The sequence below is a fragment of the Pseudomonas sp. Arb-4-2C genome, assembly GCF_055755015.1.
This window is the reverse complement of the sequence record NZ_CM146899.1, coordinates 1,206,590-1,222,319: the sequence shown is the minus strand read 5'-3', so window position 1 is coordinate 1,222,319 and position 15,730 is coordinate 1,206,590. Positions and strand designations below refer to the sequence as shown.

General features: G+C 62.0%; 5 protein-coding genes. 3 read left to right on the top strand and 2 right to left on the bottom strand.

From position 1 onward, the window contains the following. Positions 1–50: 50 nt before the first annotated feature. Positions 51–9,389 carry a retention module-containing protein gene (locus tag AC0J41_RS05525; protein WP_473014792.1) on the bottom strand — a complete coding sequence of 3,113 codons (9,339 nt, stop codon included), beginning with the start codon at positions 9,387–9,389 and terminating at the stop codon, positions 51–53. A 533-nt stretch (positions 9,390–9,922) separates the two neighbouring features. Here AC0J41_RS05525 and AC0J41_RS05520 point away from each other — a divergent pair. The 3 genes from AC0J41_RS05520 to AC0J41_RS05510 all read left to right on the top strand — a co-directional run bounded on the left by AC0J41_RS05520 (position 9,923) and on the right by AC0J41_RS05510 (position 14,983). Next, positions 9,923–11,287: a TolC family outer membrane protein gene (locus AC0J41_RS05520; protein WP_025110584.1), complete on the top strand. Its 1,365-nt coding sequence runs from the start codon at positions 9,923–9,925 to the stop codon at positions 11,285–11,287. Between the two features lie 165 nt (positions 11,288–11,452). Beyond that, on the top strand, positions 11,453–13,612 hold the full coding sequence (locus AC0J41_RS05515) for a type I secretion system permease/ATPase (RefSeq protein ID WP_473014791.1): 2,160 nt from the start codon (positions 11,453–11,455) through the stop codon (positions 13,610–13,612). Positions 13,613–13,621: 9 nt separating this feature from the next. Further along, a complete protein-coding gene (locus AC0J41_RS05510; RefSeq protein WP_025110586.1) occupies positions 13,622–14,983 on the top strand; it encodes an HlyD family type I secretion periplasmic adaptor subunit in 1,362 nt (453 codons plus the stop codon). A gap of 148 nt (positions 14,984–15,131) precedes the next feature. Here AC0J41_RS05510 and AC0J41_RS05505 read toward each other — a convergent pair whose 3' ends face one another. Next, a complete protein-coding gene (locus tag AC0J41_RS05505; protein WP_473014790.1) occupies positions 15,132–15,728 on the bottom strand; it encodes a tRNA-uridine aminocarboxypropyltransferase in 597 nt (198 codons plus the stop codon). Positions 15,729–15,730: the final 2 nt, after the last annotated feature.

The window sequence follows — 15,730 nt, the reverse complement described above, 5'->3', positions numbered from 1 at the left end:
CCCGCCGTCCCGGTTAATCGGGACGGCGGGTTTTGTCGTTTCAGACCTCGCTACACCGTATCCACCTTCAACGAATGATCATTGAGCATGCCGCTGATGATCGTCGCCGTGTCGTGCCCGCTGGCGATCACCCCGCCCGCCCCCGGGGTCACGCCGTAGTGGCTGGCGAGGTTGACGCCGGCCAGGTCGATGGTCTGGTTCGGCGTGGCGCCGGCCAGGGCACTGACGTCGATGCTGGTGAGCACCGAAGCGCCGCTGCCGGTGACGGTGAAGTGCAGGTAATCGTCCAGCGACGCCGTGGTGCCGTTTTCACCTTGCAGCAGTTGCGACAGGTCGAGCTTGTCGGTGCCCGGGGTGAAGTCGGTGATGGTGTCGTGGCCCGTGTTGCCCTTCAGGTACTGGAAGGTATCGGCGCCCGGCCCGCCGGTCAGGGTGTTGTTGCCCATGCCGCCGATCAGCAGATCGTCACCGCCGCCGCCGTTGAGGATGTCGTTGCCCAGTCCGCCGTTGATCACGTTGTTATTGTTGTCGCCGGTCAGGGTGTCGTTGAAGTTCGAACCGACCAGGTTTTCGATGTTGCTGAGGGTATCGGTGCCAGCGCCGATGGTGTTTTGCGCCCCCAGCAGACCGAGGTTGACCGTGACTCCGGCAGTGGCGTGGGCATAGCTGACCGTGTCGATGCCGGTGCCGCCATCGAGAATGTCATTGCCCGGGCCGCTGTAGAGCAAGTCGTTGCCCGCGCCGCCGTGCATTTCGTTGTTGCCGGAGCCGGCGGTCAGCACGTCGTTACCGTCGCCGCCATTGAGGATGTTGTTGCCGGTGCCGGCCACCAGAATGTCATCGCCTGCGGTACCGGTGAGGGTATGACCATCCTGATAGGTGATGCTGACGTTGGCCGTGTCGCTGCCGCCATGGTTGTCGTTGGCGGTGTAGGTGCCGTTGAAGTCCGGCGTCACGTCGTGCGCGCCGGCGTAGTTGACCGTCATGGTCAGTTGGTAGTTTTCCGCCGCAGTGGGGTTACTGCCGCTGGTGTTGCTGATGTTGGTCACGTGGATCTGATAGGTGCCATCAGCGCTGGCAGTGATGGTGCCGCCGTCGGCGATGCTGGTGAACGCACCACCGTTGACCGAGTACTCCATGGTGATGTGCCCGGCCGCCAGGTTGTGATCCAGGTTCAGCGTTTCGCCCTGTTTCAGTTTGACGGTGATCAGGTCCTCATCGTTGGCATTGGCGGTGGTTACCGCGCCGAGGTATCCGCTGACCACCAGCACAGCCGTCATCGCTGCCGTGTTGGCCGCGAACGCATTGCGCACGTCGGCCAGGTTCTGGTTGGCGGCGGTGTTACCGGTGCCGTTGAACGTGATGGCGCCGGTACCGCTGAAGTCAGCGCCCTTGGCTGCCCACCCGGTGTTGAAGGTGGTCGGCGAGGCGTTGAGCGGGTCGCCGTCCGGGTCGGTGTCGTTGGCCAGCAGCAGTTCGCCCGGCACCGTGACGCTGCTCGACAGCACGTTGGTGATGACGTGGTCGTCCATCGCCACCGGTGGCGAGTTGGGGATCACTTTCACCGTCAGCGTCGAGCTGGCGAGGTCGCCATCGTTATCGCTGAGGGTGAAGCCGATGTTCTCGGTGATCACCGTGGTGGTGGTTTTCTGTGAGGTGTAGCTGTAGTCGCCAGTATCGAGGTTGATCACCAGCGTGCCGCTGTTGTTGGTGGCGATGCTCAACGTGTTGTTCACCGTGTTGAACGTGCCGTGGTTGGTGCCACCACTTGGGGTCAACGACCCCTGGCCGCTGTTGGCGCGCGGGTCATAGGTGTAGGTGGTGCCATCGATCACGATGGATTTGATGAAACCGCCATCGGCACCGAACGTGCCACCCTCGCCCAGCAGCGAACCGGTGACCGGCGCACCTTCCACGGTGCCCGACAGCACCGAGTTGAGCTGATTGAGATCGGTGACCACCACGGCGTTGGTGTTGGTGTGGCTGATGCCGTCATAGGCCAGCGGGTCGAGGTTGGCGTTGCTCACGCCGCTGCCCAGGCCGATCGCGTAGTTCTTGATGTTGTTGGCATCGAGGAACGCTTTGAGTGCGGTCTCGTCAGCGGTGCCGATTTCCTGGCCTGTGGTCGGTTTGCCGTCGGAGAAAAAGTAGCCGACGTTCTGCGCCCCGGTGAGTTTGCCCGAGGTGTTGAAGGCGGTTTGCATCGTCGCCACGGCCGCGTCGTAGTTGGTGCCGCCACCCGCCGTGAGGCCGGCGAGGAGCGATTTGGCGGTCGCCACGTCAACCCATACCGACGTTCTGTCGGTGGCGCTGCTGCTGAAGGTGACGAGTTGCACCTTCACGTCGCCGAGGTCGTCGTATTTGTCGAGCAAGGCACTGATCGCCTGTTTCGCCAGATCCAGCCGCGACAGCCCCGGCACGCCGGACGGATCGACCATGCTGCCGGAAATGTCGAGGACGATGAGGATGTTGGAATCGATCTCCACCGCTGCCACGGAGCGATCCGACGGCACCGCTTTCGGCACGTCATCGACGATGTTGACCAAGATGGTGCTGGTGGTGCTGTTGCCCAGTGCATCGGTGGCTTTGTAGGTGAAACTTTCGCTCAGGGTATTCGCGCCGTCGTTGGCGTTCGGCGTGGTTTTCGGCGCCGAGGTCAGGGTGTAGGTGTAGGTGCCGTCAGCGTTGAGCTGGATCTGCCCGTAAGTGCCGGTGGCGCTGCCAACCAAGGTGTAAGTGATCGCCCCGCTGCCGCCAGTGACCGCGCCGACCAGCGTGCCGGTGGCAGTTTCGCCGGTATTGGTCGGATCGCTGCCGGTGACCGTACCCGGGGCCAGGTCCTGGCCGTCCTTGGTCAGGTCGAGGGCTTTTTCATAGACCGTCACGTCCTGATCGACCGAGGCCACCAGTTTGCTGTCGGCGACGTTGATGGTGATGGTGGTGGTGCTTTCGTCGCCGTCACCGTCGCGGATGGTGTAGGTGAAAGTATCGGTGGCACCCGGTGGGCTCACCGAGTTCGGGTTGCTGTGGTAAATGGCGTTGCCGGCCGCATCCAGGGTCAGGAAACCGTAGGTGCCGTTGATGTTGCTGTTGAGGCCGCCGATCGCCGAACTTGAGGTGTCGCCGCCGGCACGCACGCCAACCACTGCACCGCCCGCTGCGGCGCCGTCCGCACCGGTAACGTCATTGCCCAGCACGCTGACATTGACCGTACCGCCCTCCACCACCGAACCGGTGTCAGCCTTGGCGGTCGGCAGGTCGTCGATGATGTTGACGTTGATCTGCCCGGACGCAGTGCTGCCGTCGCCATCGGTGGCGACCACGTTGAAGTTCTCGGTGAGACTGTTGGCACCGTTACCGGTGGGGTGGGCGTCGTTGTGATCCAGCGTGTAGCTGTAACTCACAACACCTGTAGCCGCGTTGAAACCAGTGATGGTCAGCGTGCTGCCGAGCGGTGTGGTGACCGATTGCGGGAAGCCTGCCGCCACACCGTTGGTGACCACGGCGATGCCGCCGACGGTGAGGGTTTGCAGACCATCGAGTGCGGTCACGGTGAATGTGCCGCTCTGGGTCAGCGCATTGGCATCAGGCGCGCTGCCGGTGCTGAGGTTTTTTTCGTAGACGGTGAGTTCGCCGCCGTTGACGTCGAGACCGTTGAGAATCACCGGGTCGTCGTTGTTGTGGATCTGCAGGACAAGGTTGGCGGTGCTGGTGTCGCCATCCGAGTCGGTGATGGTGTAGGTGAACGTCTCGGTGCCGTTGCCGCCGCCGTGCAGGTTTTTGAAGTCGGCATCGGTGGGGTTCAGCGTGTAGGTGTAGGTGCCGTCGGTGTGCAGTTCCAGGGTGCCGTAAGTGCCAGTGAAAGTCCCGGCAGTGACCGGGCCAGTCGGTACGCGGTCGGCGCCCTGCACGTCGTTGGTCAGGACGTTGCCGGTCAGTGTGAGGTTGGTTTCTGACGCCGTGCCGGTGTTGCTGTCATTCACCGCTTTTGGCAGGTCATCGATGATGTTCACATCGAGCGTTGCGTTGGCGGTGGTGCCGTTGTCGTCGACTACGGTGACGGCGAACTGCTCAGGCAGGTTGTTGGCGCCGTTGGCCGTTGGGTGGGCATCGTTGTGGTCGAGGGTGTAGCTGTAGCTGACGACACCGGTTGCCGCATTGAAACCTGTGATCGTTAACGTGCTGCCGAGCGGTGTGGTGACCGATTGGGGGAAGCCCGCTGCCACGCCGTTGGTGACAACCGCGATTCCGCCCACCGTGAGCGTCGTGACACCGTCGAGTGCGGTAATGGTGAACGTGCCGCTCTGGGTCAGGGCATTGGCATCAGGCGCGCTGCCGGTGCTGAGGTTTTTTTCGTAGACGGTGAGTTCGCCGCCATTGACGTCGAGACCGTTGAGAATCACCGGGTCGTCGTTGTTGTGGATCTGCAGGACAAGGTTGGCGGTGCTGGTGTCGCCGTCCGAATCGGTGATGGTGTAGGTGAAGGTTTCGGTGCCGTTGCCGCCGCCGTGCAGGTTTTTGAAGTCGGCATCGGTGGGGTTCAGCGTGTAGGTGTAGGTGCCGTCGGTGTGCAGTTCAAGGGTGCCGTAAGTGCCGGTGAAAGTCCCGGCAGTGACTGGGCCAGTCGGTACGCGGTCGGCGCCCTGCACGTCGTTGGTCAGGACGTTGCCGGTCAGCGTCAGGTTGGTTTCCGAGGCGGTGCCGGTGTTGCTGTCGTTCACTGCTTTTGGCAGGTCATCGATGATGTTCACATCGAGCGTTGCGTTGGCGGTCGTGCCGTTGTCGTCGACTACGGTGACGGCGAACTGTTCGGGCAGGTTGTTTGCACCGTTGGCGGTTGGGTGGGCGTCGTTGTGGTCGAGGGTGTAGCTGTAGCTGACGACACCGGTTGCCGCATTGAAACCTGTGATCGTCAACGTGCTGCCGAGCGGTGTGGTGACCGATTGCGGAAAGCCTGCGGCGACACCGTTAGTGACAACCGCGATTCCACCGACGGTCAGCGTGGTAACGCCGTCCTGAGCAGTGATCGTGAACGTGCCGCTCTGAGTCAGTGCATTGGCATCAGGCGCGCTGCCGGTGCTGAGGTTTTTTTCGTAGACGGTGAGTTCGCCGCCGTTCACATCCAGGCCGCTGATGATCACAGGATCGTCGTTGTTGTGGATCTGCAGGACAAGGTTGGCGGTGCTGGTGTCGCCATCCGAGTCGGTGATGGTGTAGGTGAAGGTCTCGGTGCCGTTGCCGCCGCCGTGCAGGTTTTTGAAGTCGGCATCGGTGGGGTTCAGCGTGTAGGTGTAGGTGCCGTCGGTGTGCAGTTCCAGGGTGCCGTAAGTGCCGGTGAAGGTGCCGGCAGTGACCGGGCCAGTCGGTACGCGGTCGGCGCCTTGCACGTCATTGGTCAGGACGTTGCCGGTCAGCGTGAGGTTGGTTTCCGAGGCGGTGCCGGTGTTGCTGTCGTTCACTGCTTTTGGCAGGTCGTCGATGATGTTCACATCGAGCGTTGCGTTGGCGGTCGTGCCGTTGTCGTCGACTACGGTGACGGCGAACTGTTCGGGCAGGTTGTTTGCACCGTTGGCGGTTGGGTGGGCGTCGTTGTGGTCGAGGGTGTAGCTGTAGCTGACGACACCGGTGGTCGCGTTGAAACCTGTGATCGTTAACGTGCTGCCGAGCGGTGTGGTGACCGATTGGGGGAAGCCCGCTGCCACGCCGTTGGTAACGACAGCGATGCCGCCGACGGTCAATGTGGTGACGCCATCCAGCGCCGTAATGCTGAAGGTGCCGCTCTGGGTCAGCGCGGTGGAATCCGGCTCGCTGCCGGTGCTGAGGTTTTTCTCAAAGACTGTCAGTTCCCCGCCTTCAACGCTCAACCCGTTGATCACCACCGGATCGTCGTTGTTGTGAATCTGCAAAACCAGATTCGCCGTGCTGGTGTCGCCATCCGAATCGGTGATGGTGTAGGTGAACGTCTCGGTGCCGTTGCCGCCGCCGTGCAGGGCTTTGAAATCCGCATCGCTGGTGTTCAGGGTATAGGTGTAAGTGCCGTTGGCATTCAACACCAGGGTACCGAAAGTGCCGGTGAACGTACCCGCGGTGACGGGGCCAGTGGGTACACGATCGGCGCCCTGCACATCGTTGGTCAGGACGTTGCCGGTCAGTGTGAGGTTGGTTTCTGACGCCGTGCCGGTGTTGCTGTCGTTCACTGCTTTTGGCAGGTCATCGATGATATTCACATCGAGCGTTGCGTTGGCGGTGGTGCCGTTGTCGTCGACTACGGTGACGGCGAACTGCTCGGGCAGGTTGTTTGCACCGTTGGCGGTTGGGTGGGCGTCGTTGTGGTCGAGGGTGTAGCTGTAGCTGACGACACCGGTGGTCGCGTTGAAACCTGTGATCGTTAACGTGCTGCCGAGCGGTGTGGTGACCGATTGGGGGAAGCCCGCTGCCACGCCGTTGGTAACGACAGCGATGCCGCCGACGGTCAATGTGGTGACGCCATCCAGCGCCGTAATGCTGAAGGTGCCGCTCTGGGTCAGCGCGGTGGAATCCGGCTCGCTGCCGGTGCTGAGGTTTTTCTCAAAGACTGTCAGTTCCCCGCCTTCAACGCTCAACCCGTTGATCACCACCGGATCGTCGTTGTTGTGAATCTGCAAAACCAGATTCGCCGTGCTGGTGTCGCCATCCGAATCGGTGATGGTGTAGGTGAACGTCTCGGTGCCGTTGCCGCCGCCGTGCAGGGCTTTGAAATCCGCATCGCTGGTGTTCAGGGTATAGGTGTAAGTGCCGTTGGCATTCAACACCAGGGTACCGAAAGTGCCGGTGAACGTACCCGCGGTGACGGGGCCAGTGGGTACACGATCGGCGCCCTGCACATCGTTGGTCAGGACGTTGCCGGTCAGTGTGAGGTTGGTTTCTGACGCCGTGCCGGTGTTGCTGTCGTTCACTGCTTTTGGCAGGTCATCGATGATATTCACATCGAGCGTTGCGTTGGCGGTGGTGCCGTTGTCGTCGACTACGGTGACGGCGAACTGCTCGGGCAGGTTGTTTGCACCGTTGGCGGTTGGGTGGGCGTCGTTGTGGTCGAGGGTGTAGCTGTAGCTGACGACACCGGTGGTCGCGTTGAAACCTGTGATCGTTAACGTGCTGCCGAGCGGTGTGGTGACCGATTGGGGGAAGCCTGCCGCCACGCCGTTGGTGACCACCGCGATTCCACCGACGGTCAGCGTCGTGACACCGTCCAGTGCGGTAATGGTGAACGTGCCGCTTTGGGTCAGCGCATTGGCATCAGGTGCGCTGCCGGTGCTGAGGTTTTTTTCGTAGACGGTGAGTTCGCCGCCGTTCACATCCAGGCCGCTGATGACCACGGGGTCGTCGTTGTTGTGGATCTGCAAAACCAGATTCGCCGTGCTGGTGTCGCCGTCCGAATCGGTGATGGTGTAGGTGAAGGTCTCGGTCCCATTGCCGCCGCCGTGCAGATTCTTGAAGTCGGCATCAGTGGGGTTCAGCGTGTAGGTGTAGGTGCCGTCGGTGTGCAGTTCCAGGGTGCCGTAAGTGCCAGTGAAAGTCCCGGCAGTGACTGGGCCAGTCGGTACACGGTCGGCGCCCTGCACGTCGTTGGTCAGGACGTTGCCGGTCAGCGTCAGGTTGGTTTCCGAGGCGGTGCCGGTGTTGCTGTCGTTCACCGCTTTTGGCAGGTCATCGATGATGTTCACATCGAGCGTTGCGTTGGCGGTCGTGCCGTTGTCGTCGACTACGGTGACGGCGAACTGCTCAGGCAGGTTGTTGGCGCCGTTGGCGGTTGGGTGAGCGTCGTTGTGATCGAGGGTGTAGCTGTAGCTGACGACACCGGTGGTCGCATTGAAACCTGTGATCGTCAACGTGCTGCCCAATGGTGTGGTGACCGATTGGGGGAAGCCCGCAGCCACGCCGTTGGTAACGACAGCGATGCCGCCGACGGTCAATGTGGTGACGCCATCCAGCGCCGTGATGCTGAAGGTGCCGCTCTGGGTCAGCGCGGTGGAATCCGGCTCGCTGCCGGTGCTGAGGTTTTTCTCAAAGACCGTCAGTTCCCCGCCTTCAACGCTCAACCCGTTGATCACCACCGGATCGTCGTTGTTGTGAATCTGCAAAACCAGATTCGCCGTGCTGGTGTCGCCATCCGAATCGGTGATGGTGTAGGTGAACGTCTCGGTGCCGTTGCCGCCGCCGTGCAGGGCTTTGAAATCCGCATCGCTGGTGTTCAGGGTATAGGTGTAAGTGCCGTTGGCATTCAACACCAGGGTACCGAAAGTGCCGGTGAACGTACCCGCGGTGACGGGGCCAGTGGGTACACGATCGGCGCCCTGCACATCGTTGGTCAGGACGTTGCCGGTGAGGGTCAACAGGGTTTCCGACGCGGTGTTGGCGTTGCTGTCACTCACCGCTCTGGGCACGTCGTCGATGATGTTGACGTCCAGCGAGCCGGTGGCGCTGTCGCCATTGCTGTCGCCGGCGGTCACGGTGAAATGTTCGCTGAGGCTGTTGGCGCCATCACCCGCCGGATGGGCGTCGTTGCCGTTGAGGGTGTAGCTGTAGCTGACGACCCCGGTCGAAGCGTTGTAGCCGGTGATGGTCAGGGTGTTGCCCAGTTGCGTGGTGATCGACTGCGGAAAACCCGCCGCCACGCCGCCGCTGATCACGTTGATCCCACCGATGTTCAGGCTGCTCAGACCGTCCGGTGCCGACACCGTGAAGCTGCCACTCTGGGTCAGCGCACCAGGATTGGCAGAGGAGCCGTCCGGCAGGTTGGCTTCGTTGAGCGTCAGCTCCCCGCCGGGTACCGCGAGGCCGCTGAGTGTCACCGGATTATTGACCGGCGGCACGATTGGCGTGTTGTCGCCATTGTCGACCACCACAAATGGCCGCACTTGCGGAAACTCGGGAATCCCGTTGAAACCGGCGGTGGGAAAACCGATGACCGGGTCCACTCGCCCGCCGACTTCGGTCAGCAACACAAAGCTGTGGCCACCGCCCGCCTCGCCTGGCACGCCAGTCGGTGCATTCGGCCCCGCAGCGGTCGCTTCCGCGGCTTTGGTCGGGTCTTCTCCAGCGGCGATGGCTTTCTGGATCTGTTCGACATCGGTCAGTTGCGCTTCGCTCGGCGTCAGCGCTTCAGGGGAATCGATGTGCACCGCCTGGTTGGCCAGCAGTTGCCCGGACATGGTCATGCTGCTGTCGCGGCCCAGGGTCAACTCATGGCCGTTTTGCAGATGAACGGCGACGGCGCCTTCAGCGCCGGTGATCACTTGATCGCCGGCATACAAGCGGTCGCCCTCGACCAGGGCGCGGCGCGTGCCGTCGGTACCCTGCGCAAAAACCTGACCAATGACTTTAGTGACGATCCCGATGAGCGTTGCCATGTGAATTTCCTCCGCTGCCGACCACCGTCGGCACTGGTTCGCGAAGCAGCCCATGGCTCAAGCGGGTTGCCGGGGTGACGCTCGCACCTCGGCAGTTCGTTTCGCAGGTTTGCGCGAATAAGGAAACTTCAGTGCTTTCAAGCACTTCGGTTCCCTGATCGATGCAGCACGCCCACTAACGCTACGTAACGGTGGTGAATCACCCGAGTGACAAAAAACTGTCGCTCATTAACCGCTACGCGTCCCTCCCCTTCAGCAGTACTTCGCCGTATGTCGCAAAGTGAGTGGAACTTTCCTCAAGCCTTTCTGTGCTCCCTAAAGCGCATGAAACAAAGGCTTTCGTCCTGAACAATGTGCCGGTTTTTGTCAAGCGCATAAGTTTTTTTCGGCATAAGCCTTATGAAAATTTTTTCTTAGCTACGCTTCAGGATGTTCTTAGCTCTGTTGTTACAAGAGTGAAACGCTTATACCTCAAAATATCGTCAAATATTTGGCGACAGTAACGCACCATCAGGACCAGGGAGATGCACCCCATGCGCGTTTTAACCCCCCTCTGCAGCGCGGTTTTGCTGGCCATGGCTTGCACTTCCCAAGCCCAGGCCATGAACCTGACCGAAGCGATTCAAAGCACCATCGCCACCCACCCGGAACTCGCCTCGCGAGTCGACGCCAAACTGTCGGCCGATGAGCAGGTGAAGGTGGCCAAGGGTGGCTTCTATCCTTCCGTCGATCTGAATGCCGCCTACGGGCGTGGCTACAGCGACAACACCAACACCCGCTCGCTGACGCCGAGCGGACACAACACCGAAATTCTCAACTACACCCAGTCCGAGTTACGCCTTCGGCAAATGATCTTCGACGGTTTCAACACCGCCAACGAGGTCGAACGCACCAAGGGCGTGTCCAACTCGCGCGCCTACTACGCGCAAGGCACCGCCCAGGATCTGGCCCTGCGCACCATCGAGGTCTACCTCGAAGTGCTCAAGCGTCGTGAACTGGTGACCCTGGCCAAGAACAACCTGCAAGCGCACTTGCGCGTGAATGATCAGATCGGCCTGCGTACCCAGCGCGGCATCGGCAGCACCGCTGACTCCGATCAGTCGGTCGCCCGTAAGGCGCTGGCGCAGAACAACCTCGACACCGCTGAAGTCGATCTGGCCGACGCCGAATCGAACTTCTACGCCGTGGTCGGGCGCATGCCCGATGAACTCGAAGCGCCACCGTCGACCCGCGGCGAAATCCCCACCAGCCTGCCGGAAGCCCAGCAGAGCATGGTCGAGAACAACCCGTACCTGAAATCCGCGCAGGCGGACGTGCAGTCGGCCGAGAGCCAGTACGAAGTTGCCAAGTCGCCGTTCTACCCACGCTTCGATGCCGAAGCGGCAGTCGGTGCGAACAACAACGTGCAAGGCGATGAAGGCCACGACAACGAATGGCGCGTCGGCGTGATCATGAACTACAACCTGTTCCGCGGCGGCAGCGACAAGGCCCGTCTGGCGTCCGATGCGCACCAGATCAACCAGGCAATGGACATCCGCAACAATGCCCTGCGTCAGTTGAACGAGAACATTCACCTGGCCTGGAACGCCATGGTCAACGCGAAGAAGCAGACCCCGACCGCCCGCGAATATGCCGAGACCACCAAACGTGTGCGCGCGGCCTATCAGGATCAGTTCGGCCTTGGCCAACGCACCCTGCTCGACTTGCTCGACAGTGAAAACGAGCTCTACAACGCCAACCGTCGCTACACCGAAATCCGCTACACCGAGGAGTATTCGATGTACCGCGTGCTGGCAAATATGGGCCAGTTGCTGAGCAAGCAACGGGTGGTGCTGCCGGCAGATGCGATCGCGGCGACCGAGGTGAAGAACGAGGCGCGCCTGCCTGAACTGAAGTAAGCAAAACGCTGTGGTGGGGGAGCTTGTCGGATCGCCGCACCGTAACTCTTGAGTGCGCAGCGCTCACACTGCCGATTCCGTTAGTTGCACAGGGCTGCTGCGCAGCCCAACGGAAGCACGCTCCCTCGCCACAGGTTTTGGGCAAGTCTTACGGAGGCGATCAATATGACCAGCATGGAACCCGGTAGCACCGGGATCGATCCGCGGTTGAGCTTCGATGACCCGTTACTCGACGGTCTGTTGATCCTCTGCAAACTCCACGGCGCGACTGTCAGTCGCGCCAGCCTGAGTGCCGGGCTGCCCCTGAACAAGCAACGCCTGAGCCTGGACCTGTTGCCCCGTGCAGCGGCCCGGGCCGGTCTGCAGGCGCGCTTGCTGCGGCGTGAACTGAAAGATGTCTCAGCGCTGAATCTGCCGATTCTGTTGTTGCTCAAGGATGGGCGTACCGCTGTGCTGCGGCGTTTCGCCGACGACGGCAAGGTGCTGATTCTGCCCAGCGAAGCCGATGGCGGCGAGCAATGGGTCAGCCGTGAAGAGTTGGCCGAACACTACAGCGGCCAGGCCTTGTTCGCCCGTCCGCGCCACGAACTCGAAGACTTGCGTTCACCGCTGGTGCCGCGGGTCCACGCCTGGTTTCGCGACACCCTGAAGCTGTCGAAATGGCTGTACAGCGATGCGATCCTCGCCAGTTTCCTGATCAACCTGCTGGGCCTGATGGTGCCGCTGTTCGTCATGCAGACTTACGACCGCGTGGTGCCCAATCAAGCCACCTCGACCCTGTGGGTATTGGCGATCGGCCTGTTGATCGGCACCGGTTTCGAACTGGTGCTGCGGGTGGTGCGTGCGCACCTGCTGGACACCGCCGGCAAGAAAACCGACGTGATCCTTTCCGCGACATTATTTGAACGCATCACCGGCATGGCGATGAAGGCACGGCCAGCCACCATCGGTGGTTTCGCCCAGAGCATTCATGACTTTCAGGGCCTGCGTGAATTCCTCACGGCGGTGACCCTGACCAGCCTGATCGACCTGCCCTTCGTGGTGTTGATGCTGGTGGTGATCGGCCTGCTCGGCGGCTGGCTGGTGGTGATTCCGCTGCTGGCGTTTCCGATCACGATCATTTTTGCCCTGGCCATTCAGGTGCGCCTGCGTGACACCGTGCAAAAAAGCCTGAGCCTGGGCGCCGAACGTCAGGCGTTGCTGATCGAAACCCTCGGCGGCCTCGAAACCCTCAAGGCCTGCAGCGCCGAAAGCGAGCGCCAGCACAAATGGGAAAGCACCCACGGCGCCCTCACCCGCCTCGACAGCCATGCGCGCAACCTCTCGGCGCTGGCGACCAACGGCACGCTGTTCATCCAGCAGTTTTCCGGGATGGCGACGATTGTCGCCGGGGTCTACAGCATCATCGCCGGCAACCTCAGCGTCGGTGCGCTGGTCGCCAGCTACATGCTCGGCAGCCGCGTGCTCGCGCCGCTGGGGCAGATCGCTGGCCTGATCACCCGCTACCAGCAAGCGCAACTGACGATGAAAAGCACCGACGCGCTGATGGGCCTGCCGCAGGAGCGCGACGGCAAGCAGCGGCCACTGGAACGTACACAACTGCAAGGTGCGCTGGACGTCAGCGGCGTGACGTTTCACTACAACGGCCAGAACGCGCCGGCGTTGAGCAACGTCAGCTTCAGCATGAAACCCGGTGAGCGGATCGGCATCATCGGCCGCAGCGGTTCAGGCAAAAGCACCCTGGCGCGATTGCTGATGGGCTTCTATGAACCCGAAGAAGGCCAGTTGCTCCTCGACGGCCTCGACCTGCGGCAACTGGATGTCGCCGACCTGCGCCAGCAGATCGGCTACGTCGCCCACGACCTGCCGCTGCTGGCCGGCAGCCTGCGCGACAACCTGACCCTCGGCGCACGTTACATCAGCGATGCACGCATGCTCGAAGTCGCCGAACTGACCGGCGTCACCGAGCTCGCCCGCCAGCATCCGCAAGGTTTCGACCGCCCGGTGGGCGAGCGTGGACAATTGCTCTCCGGCGGCCAGCGCCAGGCCGTATTGCTGGCCCGGGCGCTGCTGCTCGACCCGCCGATCATGCTGCTCGACGAGCCCACCAGCGCCATGGACAACAGCAGCGAAGACCTGCTGCGCCAGAAGCTCCACGGCTGGGTGCAAGGCAAGACGCTGCTGCTGGTCACCCATCGCACCTCGATGCTGAGCCTGGTGGATCGGTTGTTGGTGCTGGACAACGGCCGGGTCGTCGCTGACGGCCCGAAAGAAGCGGTCATCGATGCACTGCGCAAGGGCCGTGTCGGCTCGGCGGCGGTCTAGGAGTTGCCCATGTCAGCTGCATCCGATGGCAAATCACGCGGCTACTTCGACAGTTTCGGCAAAAGCGCCGAAGCCGAGTTCATGCCCGAAACCGCCGGTGCTTCGTTACAGGATTCGCCGCGCTGGTCGCGGATCACCGTGTGGCTGGCGGCGGCGCTGTTGATCAGTGCGCTGGTCTGGGCCAAGTTCGCGGTGCTTGAAGAAGTGACCATGGGCGAAGGCAAAGCGATCCCATCGAGCAAGGTCCAGGTGATCCAGAACCTTGAGGGCGGCATCGTCACCGAGATTTTCGTGCGTGAAGGGCAAATGGTGAACAAGGGCGACAAGCTGTTGCGCCTGGATGACACGCGCTTCCTGTCGAACAAGGGTGAGAGCGAAGCCGACCGTTACGCCCTGACCGCGCAAGTCGAACGCCTCTCCGCCGAAGCCGAGGGGCGCCCGCTCAAGCTGTCTGACGAGGTGGTTGCCAAGGCACCACAGGTCGCCGAAGACGAACGGGCGCTGTACGACCAGCGCCAACGGCGCCTGGCCAGTGAGCAACGCACCCTCACCGAACAGCTGCGGCAGAAGACGCAGGAGCTGGCGGAGTTTCGCTCCAAACAAGGTCAGTACAGCTCCAGCCTGGCGCTGCTGCAGCAAGAGATGAACATGTCCGCGCCGCTGGTCGGCACCGGCGCGGTATCGCCAGTGGAAATACTGCGGCTCAAGCGCAGCGCGGTGGAGATTCGTGGCTCGCTGAACGCGACGACGCTGGCGATCCCCCGAGCCGAATCGGCGATCAACGAGATCAAGAGCAAGATCGACGAATCGGAACAGACCTTCCGCTCCGACGCCGCCAAGGACCTCAATCAGAAGCGCACCGACCTGTCGAAAATCACCGCCTCGAGCATCGCAATCGACGATCGCGTCAGCCGCACCACCGTGACCTCGCCGGTGCACGGGGTGATCAAGCAGCTCAAGGTCAACACCATCGGCGGCGTGGTGCAGCCGGGCAGCGACATGGTGGAAATCGTGCCGCTGGAAGACAACCTGTTGATCGAAGCCAAGGTTCGTCCGCAGGACGTCGCGTTCCTGCACCCGGGCCAGAAAGCCATGGTCAAGTTCAGTGCCTATGACTACACGATCTACGGCGGGCTGAGCGCGAAACTGGAGCTGATCGGCGCCGACACCATCACCGATGACAAGGGCAACAGCTTCTATCTGATTCAGGTCAGGACCGATAAAAACCATTTGGGCGGGGATGTGAAACCGCTGCTGATCATCCCGGGGATGGTGGCGACGGTGGACATTATTACCGGGGAAAAAAGTGTGCTGGATTATCTGCTGAAACCGGTGCTGAAGGCGCGGACCGAGGCGATGCGCGAACGGTAGGCACTGCGAACAGTGCATAGATAGATCTGACGCATTCGCGAGCAGGCTCGCTCCCACAAGGGGATGTGAGGTGAACACAGCGTTTGTGCGCAGATTCGATCAAATGTGGGAGCGAGCCTGCTCGCGAAGAGGCCAGCTCAGGCAACGACTATCTGTCCCCATGATTACGCTGAAAAACCTCCTCCCCCATCGCCGCAATCTGCCCCTCGATCAACGCCTCGAACGGCTTGAGCAACGGCGTAAACGTCGTCGGCGCCTCGAGGGTTTCCAGCGCCTGCACGATCGCCTCGATGGTCGACAACGCCCCCGGCCCCGGCGCCTTGCGCAACCGATACCGCGACACCCCGCCCTCGGCCAGTGTCACTCGGGGCAGCGCCGCCAGCAGCGAATTGAGATGGAGCATCTTGCGCGCCTTGCGCCAGGTGCCATCCGGCACCACCAGCAGCAGCGGCTCAGCGGATTCGCTGTAAGCCTGCATCGGCTGCGCATCGTCGGCGGGAAACAACAACCGCGTCTGATACCCCGGTCGGCTGAGCAGCGCCGGCAGATCCTCGAATACCTCACCGACGATCAGCTCGGCGTTGGTCAGACCCAGCGCCGCCAGTCGCGCCGTGTTCAGCGCGTGATTGACCTCGCTCGGGTGCTGCAACAGCAACACCCGGGTGCGGCTGTCGAGGCTCGGGATCAGCGGGCACAGGCAATGGGTTTGTGGGCGCAGGCAGCGCGGGCATTGGGGTCTGGACATGT